This window comes from Microbacterium sp. EB106-03-03-XG65, assembly GCF_058791955.1.
This window is the reverse complement of the sequence record NZ_JBYTEB010000001.1, coordinates 898,422-914,916: the sequence shown is the minus strand read 5'-3', so window position 1 is coordinate 914,916 and position 16,495 is coordinate 898,422. Positions and strand designations below refer to the sequence as shown.

The 16,495-nt window shown below is 68.7% G+C and carries 16 protein-coding genes; 3 read left to right on the top strand and 13 right to left on the bottom strand.

The window, feature by feature from the left end:
• Nucleotides 1-70 precede the first annotated feature (70 nt).
• Nucleotides 71-1,348: a phosphoribosylamine--glycine ligase gene (gene purD / locus AC3WS6_RS04400; RefSeq protein ID WP_492499851.1), complete on the top strand. Its 1,278-nt coding sequence runs from the start codon at nt 71-73 to the stop codon at nt 1,346-1,348.
• A gap of 77 nt (nt 1,349-1,425) precedes the next feature.
• Here the strand turns inward: purD and AC3WS6_RS04395 are convergent, their stop codons facing one another.
• From AC3WS6_RS04395 to AC3WS6_RS04360, 8 genes are all read right to left on the bottom strand, one after another.
• Nucleotides 1,426-2,154 carry an amino acid ABC transporter ATP-binding protein gene (locus AC3WS6_RS04395; RefSeq protein WP_492499850.1) on the bottom strand — a complete coding sequence of 243 codons (729 nt, stop codon included), beginning with the start codon at nt 2,152-2,154 and terminating at the stop codon, nt 1,426-1,428.
• A complete protein-coding gene (locus AC3WS6_RS04390) occupies nt 2,151-3,566 on the bottom strand; it encodes an amino acid ABC transporter substrate-binding protein/permease (RefSeq protein ID WP_492501445.1) in 1,416 nt (471 codons plus the stop codon). Before AC3WS6_RS04390 ends, AC3WS6_RS04395 begins: the two co-directional genes overlap by 4 nt.
• Before the next feature lie 183 nt (nt 3,567-3,749).
• Nucleotides 3,750-4,280: a GNAT family N-acetyltransferase gene (locus AC3WS6_RS04385; RefSeq protein ID WP_492499849.1), complete on the bottom strand. Its 531-nt coding sequence runs from the start codon at nt 4,278-4,280 to the stop codon at nt 3,750-3,752.
• Between the two features lie 41 nt (nt 4,281-4,321).
• Complete coding sequence (locus AC3WS6_RS04380) at nt 4,322-4,558, bottom strand: DUF2442 domain-containing protein (protein ID WP_492499848.1); 237 nt, start codon at nt 4,556-4,558, stop codon at nt 4,322-4,324.
• Complete coding sequence (locus AC3WS6_RS04375) at nt 4,539-4,763, bottom strand: DUF4160 domain-containing protein (RefSeq protein WP_492501444.1); 225 nt, start codon at nt 4,761-4,763, stop codon at nt 4,539-4,541. Before AC3WS6_RS04375 ends, AC3WS6_RS04380 begins: the two co-directional genes overlap by 20 nt.
• Before the next feature lie 145 nt (nt 4,764-4,908).
• Nucleotides 4,909-6,489: a DHA2 family efflux MFS transporter permease subunit gene (locus tag AC3WS6_RS04370; RefSeq protein ID WP_492499847.1), complete on the bottom strand. Its 1,581-nt coding sequence runs from the start codon at nt 6,487-6,489 to the stop codon at nt 4,909-4,911.
• Nucleotides 6,486-7,097: a PadR family transcriptional regulator gene (locus AC3WS6_RS04365; protein WP_492499846.1), complete on the bottom strand. Its 612-nt coding sequence runs from the start codon at nt 7,095-7,097 to the stop codon at nt 6,486-6,488. Before AC3WS6_RS04365 ends, AC3WS6_RS04370 begins: the two co-directional genes overlap by 4 nt.
• Nucleotides 7,098-7,267: 170 nt before the next feature.
• Complete coding sequence (locus AC3WS6_RS04360) at nt 7,268-7,483, bottom strand: hypervirulence associated TUDOR domain-containing protein (RefSeq protein ID WP_492499845.1); 216 nt, start codon at nt 7,481-7,483, stop codon at nt 7,268-7,270.
• A gap of 95 nt (nt 7,484-7,578) precedes the next feature.
• Between AC3WS6_RS04360 and AC3WS6_RS04355 the strand changes: the two genes are divergently transcribed.
• Together AC3WS6_RS04355 and AC3WS6_RS04350 are read left to right on the top strand one after the other, a co-directional pair.
• Entirely contained in the window at nt 7,579-8,457 is an 879-nt protein-coding gene (locus AC3WS6_RS04355) for a phosphoribosylaminoimidazolesuccinocarboxamide synthase (RefSeq protein ID WP_492499844.1), read from the top strand.
• A gap of 312 nt (nt 8,458-8,769) precedes the next feature.
• Complete coding sequence (locus AC3WS6_RS04350) at nt 8,770-10,125, top strand: uracil-xanthine permease family protein (protein WP_492499843.1); 1,356 nt, start codon at nt 8,770-8,772, stop codon at nt 10,123-10,125.
• 83 nt (nt 10,126-10,208) lie between these two features.
• Here AC3WS6_RS04350 and AC3WS6_RS04345 read toward each other — a convergent pair whose 3' ends face one another.
• Genes AC3WS6_RS04345 through AC3WS6_RS04325 form a run of 5 tightly spaced genes read right to left on the bottom strand, consistent with a single transcriptional unit; the run spans nt 10,209 to nt 16,355 of the window.
• A complete protein-coding gene (locus tag AC3WS6_RS04345; protein ID WP_492499842.1) occupies nt 10,209-11,921 on the bottom strand; it encodes an acetyl/propionyl/methylcrotonyl-CoA carboxylase subunit alpha in 1,713 nt (570 codons plus the stop codon).
• Complete coding sequence (locus AC3WS6_RS04340; RefSeq protein ID WP_492499841.1) at nt 11,918-13,507, bottom strand: 5-oxoprolinase subunit B/C family protein; 1,590 nt, start codon at nt 13,505-13,507, stop codon at nt 11,918-11,920. The genes AC3WS6_RS04345 and AC3WS6_RS04340 overlap by 4 nt, the downstream gene beginning before the upstream one ends.
• The gene (locus tag AC3WS6_RS04335) at nt 13,507-14,307 is read right to left on the bottom strand and encodes a putative hydro-lyase (protein ID WP_492499840.1); all 801 of its coding nucleotides are present in this window, start codon (nt 14,305-14,307) and stop codon (nt 13,507-13,509) included. Before AC3WS6_RS04335 ends, AC3WS6_RS04340 begins: the two co-directional genes overlap by 1 nt.
• 1 nt (nt 14,308) lies before the next feature.
• Nucleotides 14,309-15,073 carry a LamB/YcsF family protein gene (locus AC3WS6_RS04330; RefSeq protein WP_492499839.1) on the bottom strand — a complete coding sequence of 255 codons (765 nt, stop codon included), beginning with the start codon at nt 15,071-15,073 and terminating at the stop codon, nt 14,309-14,311.
• 4 nt (nt 15,074-15,077) lie between these two features.
• Entirely contained in the window at nt 15,078-16,355 is a 1,278-nt protein-coding gene (locus AC3WS6_RS04325) for an NRAMP family divalent metal transporter (protein WP_492499838.1), read from the bottom strand.
• Nucleotides 16,356-16,495: the final 140 nt, after the last annotated feature.

Sequence of the window (16,495 nt, the reverse complement as noted above, 5' to 3'; positions counted from 1 at the left end):
CGACGACGACGAAGTCGACGGAGACGAAACGCGTCGCATCCGTTCCGACCGGCGTCGGTAGTCTGGATGAGTGAAGATTCTCGTCCTCGGTTCCGGTGCCCGTGAGCACGCGATCATCCTCGCTCTGCGAGCAGAGACCGCGGAGCACGAGATCTTCGTCGCCCCCGGCAACGCCGGCATCGCCCAGGATGCGACCCCCGTCACCCTCGACATGCTCGACGGCGCCGCGGTGACCTCGTTCGCCAACGAACATGCCGTCGACCTGGTCGTCGTCGGCCCCGAGGCCCCCCTGGTCGCCGGAGTGGCCGATGTTCTTCGGGCCCACGGCATCCCCGTCTTCGGTCCTGGCAAGGCGGCCGCCCAGCTCGAGGGCTCCAAGTCGTTCGCGAAGCGCATCATGGATGCCGCGGGCGTGCCCACCGGTCGCGCGGTGCGCGCCACCACCACCTCCGAGGTCGAGGCCGCGTTCGACGAGCTGGGCGCCCCGTATGTGGTCAAGGCCGACGGACTGGCAGCGGGCAAGGGCGTCATCGTCACGTCCGACCGCGCTGACGCGCTCACTCACGCCGAGCACTACCTGCCGTCCGGCCCCGTGCTGATCGAGGAATTCCTGTCGGGACCCGAGGTCTCGCTCTTCTTCCTCAGCGACGGCGACACCGTGCGCGCGCTCAGCCCTGCGCAGGACTTCAAGCGCGCGCTCGACGGCGACGAGGGCCCCAACACCGGCGGCATGGGCGCGTACTCGCCGCTCCCCTGGCTCGCCGAGCAGTTCGGCAGCGAGCAGGCCTTCGTCGAGGAAGTCACCCGCGACGTCGCTCTGCCGGTGATCCGCCGGCTCGACGACGAGGGCACCCCGTTCATCGGCCTGCTGTACGCGGGTCTCATCCTCACGCCCGCCGGCGTGCGCGTGATCGAGTTCAACGCCCGTTTCGGCGACCCCGAGACGCAGATCGTGCTGCCTCGCCTCCAGACCCCGCTCTCGGAGCTGCTGCTCGCCGCGGCATCCGGCACGCTCGAGGACCAGCCCGAGCCCGTCTTCAGCGACGACGTCGCGATCACGGTCGTCCTCGCGAGCGAGGGCTACCCCGAAGCGCCGCAGACGGGCCGTCCGATCGAGGGCCTCGCCGATGCGTCCGCCGTTGAGGGCGTTCGCCTCGTGCACGCCGCGACCGCGAGCCCCGATGCACCCGGCGGCTCGCTCATCGCGACCGGGGGCCGCGTGCTGAACGTCGTCGCCGTGGCATCCGACTTCCGCACCGCTCGTGACCGCGCGTACGAGGCCATCGCCCGCATCCGCCTCGACGGTTCGCACTTCCGCACCGACATCGCGGCGCGCGTCGCCGAGTAGCCCGTTCGAATAGCGCAAATGGTCCCGTTTCTGGCAGAAACGGGACCATTTGCGCTATTCGAAGCGGGGAGAGCCGGTCAGAGCACCTTCGAGAGGAAGTCCTTCAGGCGCTCGTTCTTCGGGGCGCCGAACAGCTCGGCCGGCGGTGCCTCCTCGACGACGACTCCGCCGTCCATGAACACGGTGCGGCCCGAGACCTCGCGGGCGAAGCCCATCTCGTGCGTCACGAGCACCATCGTCATGCCGCCGGACGCCAGGTCGCGGATGACCTGGAGCACCTCTCCGACCATCTCGGGGTCGAGCGCGCTGGTGGCCTCGTCGAACAGCATGATCTCGGGGTCCATGGCGAGCGCGCGGGCGATCGCCACGCGCTGCTTCTGACCACCCGAGAGGGATGCCGGCTTGGCGTCGGCCTTCTCGGCGAGGCCCACGCGGTCGAGCAGCGTGAGTGCCCGCTGCTTCGCCTCGGCCTTCGACAGCTTGCCGAGCTCGATCGGCGCCAGGGTGATGTTCTCGAGCACGGTCATGTGCGGGAACAGGTTGAAGTGCTGGAACACCATGCCGATGCGCTGGCGCACCTCGTCGAGCTTGACGCTCTTGTCGGTCAGGTCGACGCCGTCGACGATCACGTGACCCGACGTCGGCTCCTCGAGCTTGTTGAGGCACCGCAGCAGCGTCGACTTGCCAGACCCCGAGGGACCGATGACCGCGACGACCTCGCCGTCGTCGACGGTGAGATCGATGCCCTTGAGCACGTGGTTGTCGGCGAACGACTTGTGCAGGCCCTTGACCTCGATCTTGCTCATGCGTTGAACTTCCTCTCCAGGCGGTTCGCGAGCAGCGTCAGCAGCGTGATCACGACGAAGTAGATGATGGCGACGATCGTCAGCACCTGCGCCGACAGATACGTCGACGCGATGATCTGCCGCGACACGAACGTCAGCTCCGCGAGGCCGATCACGCTGATGAGCGAGGTGTCCTTGAGCGTGATGATGCCCTGGTTCACGAACGACGGGATCATGATGCGGAACGCCTGCGGCAGCACGACCTTCTGCATGGTCTTCCAGTGGCCGAGCCCGAGCGAGCGCGAGGCTTCGTTCTGGCCCGGGTCGACGGCCTGGATGCCGCCGCGGATGATCTCGGTCATATACGCACCCGTGTTCAGCGAGAGCGTGATGGCCCCGGCGACGAACGGGCTGAACGTCAGCTCCGGGAACAGCTGCGGGATGGCGAAGAACACGAAGAAGGCCTGGACCAGGATCGGCGTGCCGCGGAAGACGAACACGTATGCCGTCGCGAGCCAGCGGAAGGGCGTGAACTTCGAGATGCGTCCGAACCCGAACACGATGCCGAGGATGAACGCCGCGACGAGGGCGACGAGCGTGGCGAGGATGGTGAGCCAGAGTCCCTCCATGAGCGCCGGCCAGTACTTCACGGCGACCGAGAAGATGTCGGTGGCCTGCGTGGTCTCCTCGCCGCCGGCGAGGTAGGTGTCGACGATCTCGTCGTACTCGCCGGATGCCTGGAGGTTCGCGAGACCCTCGTTGAACATCTCGATCAGCTCGGGGTTCTGTCCCTTGTTGACCGCGAAACCGTACTCGCCGCCCAGCTCGGGCTCACCGACGAGGCGGAAGCCGGACCCCTGCTGGATGCCGTAGGCGAGCACCGGGAAGTCCTCGAAGTAACCGACCGCCTGACCCGCCTTCACGGCATCGACCATGTCGGTCGTGTCGGAGTACGGCGTGACGCGGAAGCCGAACTCGTCCTGATTCTCTTCGGCGAAGGTCTGACCCTGGGTGCCGGTCTTGACCGCGACCGTCTTGCCGTCGAGGTCGTCGAGCGACTGGATGTCGCTGTCATCGAGCACGCCCAACTGGATGCCGCTGGTGAAGTACGGGTCGCTGAAGTCGAAGATCTGCTGGCGTTCGTCGGTGATCGACATGCCGGCCATGACGGCATCCACCTGGTTCGACTGCAGAGCCTGCAGCGCCGCATCGAATCCGAGCTGGCGGATCTCGACCTCGAAGCCCTGGTCTTCGGCGATCGCGCGCAGCAGGTCCATGTCGATGCCGACGAGGTCGCCCTCGGGAGACGTGAACTCGAACGGCGCGAACGTCGTGTCTGTGCCGATGACGAAGGTCTCGGTCTCGTCAGCCGCGGTCGCAGCGGAAGCCCCGCCGAGCAGGGCACCGGCCGCGATGAACGCCGTGAGCGCCATCGCCCCGACGGTGCGCCCGATCGCGCGCAGACGCGCGGACGCAGGAGTGGGATGTGGGATCACGACGGATGCTCCTCGGATCGGATGGGCGACAGGATGCTGCCACCGGGACGGTCGTCGACCCTCCACCCTAACCGGCGACGGCGTGTCGCCGTGTTCCGAGCACGGTTCGCGCGCTCGGCGCTAGAGCGTGATCCAGTAGCGCCGGAGCATCGCGTATCCGCGCTCCGACTGGTCTCTGACGTCCTGCAGCACACCGCCGGCGCCCTCGATCGTGCGGGAGGAGCCGACGTTGTCGTCGTCGCATGTGACCAGCACACGGTCGAGCCCGATCTCGCGCGCCCGCTCCAGTCCGAGTCGCAGCGCCGCGGAGGCGTAGCCCTGACGGCGGCGGGAAGCGCGGACCGAGTAGCCGATGTGCCCGCCCGCCTCGCGGAGCCATTCGTCGAGCTCGTGCCGGAAGGAGAGGAACCCCACGACCTCGCCCTCATCGACGATCCAGTAGAGGTCGTTGTGCACCGCGCCCTCAGGCGGCGTGATCGTGGTGTCGGAGAGCATCGTCGACTTCTCGATCAGGGCATCCAGCGTCGCACGATCGGGGGTGACGGGTGCCTGCAGACCCGACCCGTCGACATGCGCCTCGCCGAACTCGGCGACCGCGGCCGCCCAGGAGTCGAAGAGTTCGGCGGTGGGCCTCGTGAGCACGATCGTCATCGCCCGATGACAGCACACCGACGGCGCCCGGCGCAATGCGGTCAGTCTCTGCGCAGCAGCCCCGAGATCGAGACGTCCTCGTCGAGCCGGTTCCAGTGGATACCCTCGCCCGAGCCGATCAATCGCCAATCCGCGCGGTCTGAAGCGCTTGCGCTCGCAAGACGAGGGAATCCGTCGAGAGGAGCACTGATCGTCCGCCCGTCGCGGATTCGCACGTGCAGGGCGTCATCGTCGATCATGACGGCGACGGCGACAGCGTCATCGACCGAAATACTCATGCCAGACCTCCTCGAATCGGTCTCGGTACTTCTCGACGAGGCGCGAGAGCGAGCGCAGTTCATCGTCGGTGAACCTCGATCTTGATGCCGATCTTACGGGCGCAAGCCAGAACTTGGCAGTCATTCCGGAATGCTCGACATGCACGTGCGGCGGTTCCGATCCCTCGTTGCTGTAGAAGAAGAATCGGTATCCGCGAACCCGCATGACCGTCGGCACGGACTGACGGTAGGCGACGTCATCAGCCGAGCGAGACGGGTTCGCAGCGCCCTCCGCCGATTGGGGAGAGCCGGGCCGTCCGCACGATCGTGCAGAAGACCCGGCTCGTCGTCAGGTGCAGCTCAGGGGCGGCTCAGGCCGCGGGGGCGGGCGCCTCTGCGGGGGCGGATGCCGCAGCATCCGTCTCCTTCGGCGCACCACGTAGGAAGAACGCGGCGACGAGGCCGATCACGATGACGCTCGCCGGCAGCAGGATCGCCTGCGACATCGCGGCGGAGAAGCCGTCGGCGACCTGCGGAGGAAGCGTGCCCCCGGAGCTGATCGAACCGGCGGAGTCGCCCATGCCCGGAAGGTTCGCCTCGAGCCGCGACTGCATGAACGTCGCGATCGCGGCGGATCCGATCACCGAGCCGATCGTCCGGGTGGTGTTGTAGATGCCCGCGCCCGCGCCCGCCTGACGCATCGGCAGGCGTCGCGTCGCGGTCGTCGCGAGAGGGCCCCACATGCCGGCGCTGCCGATGCCGAGAAGAGCGGACGGGAACAGGAACATCCAGATCTCGGTGTCCATGCTCACCAGAGACGAGTACCAGACGAGGGCCGTCCCGAAGATGAGAAGGCCGGGGATCAGGATGAATCGGGGATCCGTGCGATCGAGGATCTTGCCCGCGACCGGGGCGAGCACGCCCGAGAACACCGCCATCGGGATCATCAGCAGCGCAGCCTGCGTCGGTGCGAGGCCCCGGGCGATCTGCAGGAAGAACATGAGCGGCAGCGACATGCTCGTGACGGCGAAGCCCACGGTCGCGATCGCGATGTTCGCCCCCGAGAAGTTGCGGTCACGGAAGAGCTCCAGCGGCACGAGCGCCTCGCTCTTCGTCTTCCACTGCTGCACGATGAACACGCCCAGCACGACGATGCCGGCGATGATCATCCCCCAGACGGAGAAGGGTCCCCAGATCACGCCCCAGTCGTACTTCTCACCCTCCTGCAGGCCGAACACGACGAGGAAGATGGCGGCGGCGCTCAGGACGACGCCCAGGATGTCGAAGCGGTGCGGATGGGTCGCGAGCTTGGGCACGAGGATCCATGCGGCGACGAAGGCGACCACGCCGACGGGGAGGTTGACGAAGAAGATCCACTCCCACCCGAGGCTGTCGACCAACACGCCGCCGAGCAGCGGGCCGACGAGGGTCGCGACTCCGGCCGTGGCTCCCCAGAGCCCCATGGCCGCTCCCCGACGATTCGGCGGGAAAGTGCGGGTGATGACGGCCATGGTCTGCGGCGTCATGAACGCGGCGCCGAGGCCCTGAACGGCCCGGGCGACGATCAGCCCCTCGAGAGAGCTCGAGAGCCCGCACCAGAGAGAGGCGAGCGTGAAGATCGCGAGACCGATGAGATAGATGTTCTTCGGCCCGAATCGATCGCCGAGCCGCCCGGTGATCAGCAGCGGCACGGCGTAGGCGAGCAGGTAGGCGCTCGTCACCCACACGACGTTGTCGAGGTTGTTGGTCGTCGGGTCGAGTGCGGCCTTGATCGCGGGGTTCGCGACCGAGACGATCGTCGTGTCGACGAGGATCATGAAGAAGCCGATGACGAGCGCCCAGAGCGCGGGCCAGGGGCTCGCGGGGCGGTGCCCTGCGGCGAAGGTGCCGGTCGAGGGACCGGATGACGCGGATGCCGTGGGACGGCCTCCGGTCGAGGGGGAATCGGTCATTGCTGTGCAGCCTTTCGCTGAGCGAGGTAGCGGTCTGTGTTCTCGAAAGCGGTGGGTCCCCACGGGAACTCCTCGGCCTCGAGACGGGAGAGGAGGGAGTCGATCCAGCGCAGCTCGGCGTCGAGCAGCACCTCCTGGCGCTCGAACTCGACGAGCACCTGCTCGGGCACGTCTTTCCGGCGAGCGCCGACCAGCCCATCACGGTGCAGCGCGTGGCCTTCGGCGAGCGCGAAGCGGCGCGTGCGGAGGCAGTCGATGACGTCGTGACGTTCGAGATTGTGAGCCTCGGCGAGTGCGATGCGGAACTCGGCAGGACGCTCGATGATCGACAGCTCACGACGCAGCCAGACGATGAGCGCCTCTCGTCCGGCATCCGTGAGTGCGTACGTGGTGCGCTCGGGGCGATTCCCTTCGCGATCGCTGCCGACCTCGTCGATGAGTCCGGCCCGCTGCAGTCGACCGACCGTGTGATAGAGCGTGCCGTTGGTGACCGCGAGCAGCCGCTCATCGCGACGTGCGCGCATCAGCCGCACCATCTCGTAGGGGTGCATGTCGCCCTCACGCAGCAGAGCGAGGATCATCACGCCCATGGGGGTCAGACGGTGCATCGTTCCCCTCCTCGGATGGTCCGGCTCAAATAGTCCGTGTGGACTATACGCCTGGGGTCCGACATCGACAAGCCGTCCCATTGCTCCGGGGGCGTCTACCGCAGCGCCGCGTCGAGCTGGGCCCGCGCGGTGGCGTACCCCGTCGTCTCCGCGCCATGTCGCCGCGGGGCTCAGGCGCCCAGCTTGCGCAACGCCGATCCCTTGTGCGCCGCCTTGTCGCCGCTCTTCTCTGATTTCACGATGTACGCGGGCTCGTCTTCGGAGGCGGAGAAGCTCTGCCCGGCGAACCGGAAGTCCTCGGTCTTCTTCTCCTCGACGGTCCCCTGCGTGCGTCCCTGCGACGTGTTCCAGCTCACGCGGTCCCCCGTGGACAGATCCTTCGCCATGATTCCTCCGCTTCCTCGATTCCAGCGTGGTCGATGTCATCTCGGTCGTACAGGCCTTGACACGACAGGACCACGGGTACCGGGATAATGGGCGGGTGAGCACACATTCGGACGACAGCGCGCAGACCATCCCCGGCTGGCGCCACATCTACTCGGGCAAGGTCCGCGACCTGTATGCGTCGGAAGACGCCGCCGACACTCGCATCCTCGTGGTCGCCTCCGACCGTGTGAGTGCGTTCGACTTCGTTCTCTCCCCCGGCATCCCCGAGAAGGGCGCACTGCTCACGCGTCTCAGCCGCTGGTGGTTCGACCAGCTCGACGACATTCCCAACCACCTCGCCGAGGGAGATCTCCCGGCGAGCATCGCCGACCGCGCCATGCTCGCGCAGTCGCTCGAGATGCTTCCGATCGAATGCGTCGTGCGCGGCTACATCACCGGTTCCGGCTGGGCCGAGTACACCGAGAGCGGCACCGTGTGCGGCATCCCGCTGCCCGAGGGCCTGCAGAACGGCGACCGCCTTCCCGAGCCGCTCTTCACCCCCGCCTACAAGGCCCCGATGGGCGAGCACGACGAGAACATCACGTTCGAGCAGACCGTCGGACTCGTCGGCGCCGAGCGCGCGGCCGAGCTGCGCGACGCCTCTCTCTCGCTCTACGCGCGCGCCGCCGCGATCGCGGAGGAGAAGGGCTTGATCCTCGCCGACACGAAGTTCGAGTTCGGAACGGATGCCGACGGCACCCTGCGCCTGGCTGATGAGGTGCTCACGAGCGACTCCTCGCGGTATTGGGATGCCGAGGCGTGGCGCACCGGCACGACGCCGAGCGCGCGGATGGCGAGCTTCGACAAGCAGATCGTGCGCGACTGGCTCGCCGCGAACTGGGACAAGCAGGGCGAGCCGCCCGTGCTGCCCGAGGACATCGTCGAGCGCACCGCCGCCCGCTACCGCGAGCTGATCGAGCGACTCGGCGCCTGACGGGCGCGACCTCCCGGCCTGAGCGGAGCCGGCGCAGCGCGTCGCCCCCCCCCCGGTCGTTGAGCGAAGCCGACGAAGTCGACTGAGACGAAACGTCGCGACCCGAGCGCAGCGCGTTTCGTCTCGCTCGGCTCCGCCGGGCTCGCTCAACGACCGGAACGGACGACGTCGCGACCCGAGCGGAGCGCGTTTCGTCTCGCTCGGCTCCGCCGGGCTCGCTCAACGACCGAACGACTCGGCGCACCCAGGGAACACTCAGGAATCGGTAGTGTTGCTCCAGCACTCCCCTCCCCCCGATCCTGAGGAGCCCGCATGCCCCTGTGGAAGACCCACGGAAACGGACGCACGGTCGAGCCCGGCGCCGTCGTCAAGCCCGACGAGCGCCTGAACTGGCCCGCGACGATCGCGATCGGCGCCCAGCACGTCGTCGCGATGTTCGGCGCCACGTTCCTCGTCCCGACCCTGACCGGCTTCCCGGTCTCGACCACCCTGCTGTTCAGCGGTCTCGGCACCCTGATCTTCCTGCTGATCACCAAGAACCAGCTGCCCAGCTATCTCGGCTCATCGTTCGCGTTCATCGCCCCGATCACCGCCGCGGTCGCCGCGGGCGGCACCGGCTCCGCCCTCGCGGGCGTGGTCGCCGTCGGCATCCTGCTCACCGTCGTCGGCCTGGTCGTGCAGTTCGCCGGCCTCCGCTGGGTCGACGCGCTGATGCCTCCCGTGGTCGCGGGCGCGATCGTCGCGCTGATCGGCTTCAACCTCGCCCCCACCGCGTGGAACAACTTCCAGATCGACCCCGTGACCGCGACCATCACGCTCGTCGCGATCATCCTGTTCGCGGTGCTGTTCCGCGGCTTCCTCGGACGCATCTCGATCTTCCTCGGCGTCGCGGTCGGCTTCATCTACGCCGCGTTCACCGGATCGTTCGACGTTCCCAACGCCCTCCGCGGAGGCAAGACGCCCGCCGAGCTCATCGCCGACGCCCCCTGGATCGGCCTTCCCGAGTTCCAGCTCCCCGACTTCGTCGAACCCGGCACCTGGTCGACCATCGCGATGTTCCTGCCCGTCGTGCTGGTGCTCGTCGCCGAGAACGTCGGCCACGTGCGCGGCGTCGCGACCATGACCGAAGACCCGGAGATCAACAAGCACACGGGTCGCGCGCTCATCGCCGACGGTGTCGCCACGACGATCGCCGGTGGCTTCGGCGGATCGGGAACCACGACGTACGGCGAGAACATCGGCGTCATGGCCGCGACCCGCGTCTACTCGACCGCCGTCTACTGGGTCGCCGGTCTCTTCGCGATCCTTCTGGCGTTCTCGCCCAAGGTCGGCGAGGTCTTCAACTCGATCCCCGCAGGTGTGCTCGGCGGCGCGACCACCGCGCTCTACGGCCTGATCGGCATCATCGGCATCAAGATCTGGGTCGACAGCAAGGTCGACTTCTCCCGTCCCGTCAACCAGTACACCGCCGCCGTCTCGCTCGTGATCGGCATCGCCGGATTCTCGATGCAGCTCGGCGACTTCGCCTTCGGCGGCATCGTGCTCGGCACGGTGGCGGCTCTGCTGATCTACCACCTGGGCAACGCGATCGCCCGCGCCCGCAAGACCGGCGCCGACGACCCCAAGCCGCTCGAGGCCGTGGGCCCGCTGGGCGGCGACCCCGCGTAATCAGGCTCGACTCGCGAACGCGAAGATCCCGGATGCTGCACCTGCGGCATCCGGGATCTGTGCGTTCAGCGGGCGACCTGGGCTCAGGCGATGACGGCGAGCAGCCCGTCAGGCGCGATCGCGGCGGAGAGTTCCGCCCGGTGCGACACGACGCCGGCGCGGTGGGCCGTGACCGTGGTCTCCATCTTCATGGCGTCGAGCACGGCGACCGGATCGCCCTCGGCGACGGTCGCCCCGTCGTCGGCGAGCCAGCGTACGAGCGTGCCGGGCGCGGGGGCGCGCAGCTCGGTCGGGTCGGATGCCGGATCCGCAGCGGCAGCACCCGCCGACCCGCCGAACCCGGCGAGCAGCGCGAGCGGGAGTCCGAGAACGACCCGTCGCCCGTCGATCTCGACGGGGAAGCGCTGGAGTCCGGCGTCCGGAGCAGGCGCCGGCCGCAGCTGGGGTTCGAGGCGGGGAAGCAGAGTGCTCTCGATCCACTGGGTGTGCACCGCGAAGGTCTCGGTGGCGAACGCCTCGTCGTCGAGCGCGAGCAGATCGAACGGGATGACAGTCGCCGGCCCCTCGACCACGAGCTCGCGCAGCGCCCGTCGCGCCCGCACGAGCGCCGCATCACGGGTGTCGGCGTGCACGATGAGCTTGGCGATCATCGAGTCGAACGCCGGCTGCACGACGTCGCCCGCCTCGATGCCGCTGTCCCAGCGCGCGCCGGGCCCGCCGGGGATGCGCAGCGACTCGACCCGACCGGGGCTGGGCAGGAAGCCGCGACCCGGGTCCTCGGCGTTGATGCGGAACTCGAACGCGTGCCCGGACGGCACGGGCGTCTCCGAGAACGAGATGCCCTCTCCGAACGCGATGCGGAACTGCTCGCGCACGAGATCCGTGCCGGTGACCTCTTCGGTGACCGGGTGCTCGACCTGGAGCCGGGTGTTCACCTCGAGGAAGGAGATCGTGCCGTCGGCGGCGAGCAGGAACTCCACGGTCCCCGCGCCGCGGTACTGCACTTCGGCGCAGATCGCCCTGGCCGCGTCATGGAATCGCGTGCGCTGGTCGTGGGAGAGTCCCGGCGCGGGGGCCTCTTCGATGAGCTTCTGGTTGCGGCGCTGCATCGAGCAGTCGCGGTCGCCGACCACCACGACGCCGCCGTGTCCGTCGCCGAGCACCTGCACCTCGATGTGGCGCGGGCTCTCGAGGAATCGCTCGACGAAGCACTCCCCCCGACCGAAGGCGGCGATCGCCTCGCGGGTCGCGGCCTCGAAGGCATCCGCGACCTCCGACAGCTCACGCACCACCTTCAGGCCTCGACCGCCTCCGCCGAACGCCGCCTTGATCGCGATCGGAAGTCCATGCTTTTCGGCGAAGGCCACGGCCTCGTCGGGGCCGGCCAGCGGCTGATCGGTGCCGGCGGCCAGGGGCGCCCCGACGCGCTGCGCGATCCGGCGCGCGGTCATCTTGTCGCCGAGCGCATCGATGCTGTCGGGCGAGGGGCCGATCCACGTGAGACCTGCGCCTTCGACGGCCCGGGCGAACTCCGCGCTCTCCGACAGGAATCCGTATCCGGGATGCACGGCATCCGCACCGCTCTTGCGAGCCGCGTCCAGCAGCGCCTCGATCGAGAGATAGGTCGTCGCGGCGGTCTCTCCCCCCAGCCCCACGGCCTCATCCGCGAGGCGCACGTGCAGCGCATCGGCATCCTGGTCGGCGTAGACCGCGACCGACGTGTAGCCGGCCTCGGCGCAGGCGCGGATGACCCGCACGGCGATCTCTCCGCGATTCGCGATCAGCACCGTGGTCATGAGGTCTCCTTGATGATGAAGCGGATGCGCACGCCGGGCGGCAGCTGCCCGGCGAGGTCGAGGCTGCGATCGGTGAGTGCGCCGATGATGGGATATCCGCCGGTGAGCGGGTGATCGGGCAGGAACAGCACCGGTTGACCGTCGGGCGGCACCTGGATGGCCCCGGTGACAGCTCCCTCGCTGGGGAGCTCCCCTGCGACGGAGCGCTCGAGCGGCACATCGCCCTCGAGCCTGATGCCGACGCGGTCGGACCGCGGGGTCACGGTCCATTCCTGCCCGGTGAGGGTCGCGAGTGCTGCGGGCGTGAACCAGTCGCCGCGAGGGCCGAGGGTGATCTCGAGATCGACGAGGTCACCGGATGCCGGAAGCGCGCGCGGCGTGACGTCCGGCTCGACCGAGTGCCGAGCCGAGTCGCCGATGCTGAGCACGTCGCCGGCGGCGAGCGCAGCAGGTCCGAGCCCGGCGAGGGTGTCGCTCGATCGACTGTCGAGCGCCGGTTCCGCGGCCACTCCGCCGCGGACCGCGATGACATAGCGCAGACCGTGGGTCGGATGCCCCAGCGTGAGTTCGTCGCCCTCGACGGTGGCGAAGGGCGCGCCGTGCTTGATGCGGCGGGCCACGCCGTCGGCGTCGATCAGCTCGAGGGAACCGACAGCACCGGTGACGGCCGCGACTCCGGAGCCCCGGAAGCGCAGCACGGCTCCCCCGACGCTCTCGAGCACCGCGGCGCCCACCGCATTGCCGACTGCGCGGTTCGCCTCGCGCATGGCTCGGCGATCGGCGACACCGGACGCCGAGACGCCGAGCGCCGCAAATCCCGGGCGGCCGGCATCCTGCACCAGCAGCTGCATGGAGGGACGCACGACCTCGACGGCGGGGGCTGTCGGAGGACTCGGGTCCGCTGCCTCTGCATCGGCGTGTCGTTCGACGCCACGCCCCGCGTCGACGCGGTGGTCTGCGTTCTCCGACGCCGTGACGCGCTCGCGCACGTGCGCGAACCGCACGGTCGTGCCCGGCGAGAGCAGCGCAGGAGGGTCGCGGTCGATGTCCCACATCACCGCATCCGTGCGACCGATGAGCTGCCAGCCGCCGGGGCTCTCCCGTGGGTACACCCCGGTGAACTGCCCGGCGAGCGCGACGGATCCGGCCGGCACCCGGGTGCGGGGCGATGAGCGGCGCGGCACGTCGAACAGCGGATCGCTGCTCACCACATATCCGAAGCCCGGGGCGAAGCCCGAGAACGCGACCTTCCAGTCGGCGGCGAGGTGTCGGTTCACGAGCTCGGATGCCGACACGCCCAGCAGGGATGCTGCCTCGTCGAGGTCTTCCCCGTCGTATCGCACCGGAACCGTGACCTCACCGGTGGCCGGCAGGTGAGCGGCGTCGATCTCGGTCGAGGCCAGAGCATGGGCGAGATCGGATGCCGACACCACCAGCGGGTCGAACCGCACGAGCACCGTGCGGGCCCCCGGGATCCGCTCGACCACGCCGCGCACGCCATCCCACGCGAGGTTCAGACGCATCGCCTCGTCGAGGTCGGCGGCCTCGACGAGAAGGGCGTGGTCGGATGCCGTGAGGATGCGCATCAGACGAGGTACTCCGCATCCGGCACGTCGGTGATGAACATGTAGCCGGGCGCATGCGTGATGGCGAACGGCGGCTTCGAGGCCATGATGGCGGCCTGAGGGGTGACGCCGCACGCCCAGAACACCGGGATCTCGCCCTCGCGCACCTCGGGGGCGTCGCCGAAGTCGGGGTGGGCGAGGTCGGCGATGCCGAGAGATGCGGGATCGCCGATGTGCACCGGGGCACCGTGCACCGCAGGGGTCCGGCCCGAGATCTGCACGGCATCCGCGACACGATCCGCGGGGATCGGCCGCATCGACACGACCATCTCACCGCTCAGGCGTCCCGCCGGGGTGCAGTCGATCGCCGTGCGGTACATCGGCACGTTGCGTCCGAGTTCCTGGTGGCGGATCGGGATGCCCGCCTGCACGAGCCCGGACTCGAACGTGAAGCTGCATCCGATCAGGAACGAGACGAGGTCAGGATGCTCCGCCCATGCCGCAGTCGCATCGGTGACCTCGTCGACGAGCTCGCCGCCGCGCCAGATGCGGTACCGGCCGATGTCGGTGCGGATGTCGCTGCCCGGAGCGAGCCGGGATTCGACCTGGCCCGCCTCGATGACCTCGAGCACGGGGCACGGCTTCGGGTTGCGCTGCGCGAAGAGCAGGGTCTCGAACGCCCAGTCCGCCGGCACCGAGATGAGGTTCGCCTGCGTGAGTCCGACCGCGACGCCGCTCGTGGGCGCGGAGTGCCCTGCTCGGATGGCCGCTCGCGCCGCGCGGGCGGAGGCGAGCTGATCGGGGGTGGCGAGAACGCTCATGTCAGACTCCCGCGAACGGTGCAATCGTGATGCCGGCATCCTGCAGCATCCGCTTGGTCTCCGCAGCCATCGCCACCGAGCCGGGGCTGTCGCCGTGCACGCAGATCGACTGCGCGCTGACCGGCACATCGGTGCCGTCGATCGCCCGGATCACGCCGTCGCCGGCGAGGCGCACCATACGCTCGGCGACGGCTGCGGGGTCATGCAGCACCGAGCCCGGTTCGGTGCGCGAAACCAGCTGACCGTCAGGCTGATAGGCCCGATCGGCGAAGGCCTCGGCCGCGATCTGCAGGCCGGCGCGCTCGGCGACGTCGAGCACGACGCCGCCGGCGAGGCCCAGCAGCACGAGGCTCGGATCGATCGCGCGGATCGCCGCCACCACGTCCTTCGACTGCCGCTCGTCACGGGCGATCGTGTTGTACAGCGCTCCGTGCGGCTTGACGTAGGCGACCCGGCCGCCCACGGCTGCGGCAAGACCGATCAGGGCCCCGAGCTGGTACTCGACGTGCGCCTGGAGGGTGACCGAGTCGATCTCGACCTTCGTGCGGCCGAAGTTCTCGTAGTCGCGGTAGCCGGGGTGCGCGCCGATCACGACGCCACCCGCCACGGCGCTCTCGAGCGTCGACCGGATGCCCTCGGGGCTGCCCGCATGGAACCCGCACGCCACGTTCGCACTGGTCACCAGACGGAGCATGCTCTCGTCGTCGCTCACGATGCGATCGGGGACGTTCTCCCCGAGGTCGGAGTTCAGGTCGATCGTCGTCATGGGGTCACGCTCCGATTCCGAGGAAGGCGAAGATGGGGCCGACCGAGACGATGCCCATGTACCAGGTCAGCAGCGTCACGAGCGTACCGGCGACGAGCAGCCACATCGGGTACTTCTTCGACCCGAGCAGGTCACGCCGGAACCATCCGATGTACATGAAGACCGTGAGGCCGATGGGAAGGATCAGGCCGTTGAAACCGCCGACGAACACGAGGATCGCGGCCGGTGCGGTGCCGATCGACAGGTAGACGATCAGCGACACGACGATGAAGGCGACGGTCGCCAGCTGCAGAGGCCAGCCGCCCTTGAGCTTCTTCGTGAAGGTCGAGAGGAAGGTCGCCGACGTGTAGGCCGCACCGATGACCGAGCTGATCGCGGCAGCCCAGAAGATCGCGCCGAAGATCCGCAGTCCCGCGTCGCCGAGCACGGCGCCGAACGCCTGGCCGGCCGGGTTCGCGGCCTGGCTCGAGAGGTCCAGCGAGACGCCCGAGGCGACCACGCCGAGGATCGCGAGGAACAGCACGTAGCGCATGACACCGGTGACGAGGATGCCGTTCGCCGCAGCGCGCATCACGGGGCCCGCCTGCTCAGGACCCGTGTGACCCGAGTCGAGGTAGCGGTGCGCGCCCGAGTAGGTGATGTATCCGCCGACGGTTCCACCGACGATCGTCGTGATGGTGGCGAAGTTGAGCTCGTCGGGGAGGAACGTCTGGCGCAGCGCCTCGCCGATGGGAGGCTGGGCGATCACGGCGACGACGATCGTCATCCCGATCATGCCGATGCCGAGGATCACGAGCACCACGTCCATCACCGGGCCGGCCTTCTTGACCAGGAAGATGATGATCGCGAGCGCCGCGGTGAGAGCGCCGCCGAGCTTGGGGTCGATGCCGAGCAGGGCATTGAGCCCCAGCCCGCCGCCGGCGATGTTGCCGATGTTGAACGCGAGGCCGCCGATCACCACCAGCACGGCGATCACGTGGCCCGAGAAGGGGATCGCGCTGTTGGCGAGTTCGCCGGCGCGCTTGCCCGACGAGGTGATCATTCGCCAGATGTTCAGCTGCACGGCGATGTCGACGAGGATCGAGACGAGGATCGCGAACGCGAACGCCGCCCCCATCGTCGCGGTGAAGGTGGCCGTCTGGGTGATGAATCCGGGGCCGATGGCGCTGGTGGCCATCAGGAAGATCGCGCCGATGACCGCGCTGCGGCCGGCGCGCTTCTTGGCGGCGGCGATGCGGACTTCGTCTTCGGCGGTGAGCGGGACTGCGGTGTTCTCAGACATTGCGGGGGGATTCCCATCGTCGTTGGTGGGTGTCGAGTGTCACCCAGTGTAGAACGGAATGAGAAATATTGTTCAACAACTTTGTTTCGGCTGTGCTACGAATCGATTGCATTCACGTGTAACAGGAACTGCCGCTCTGA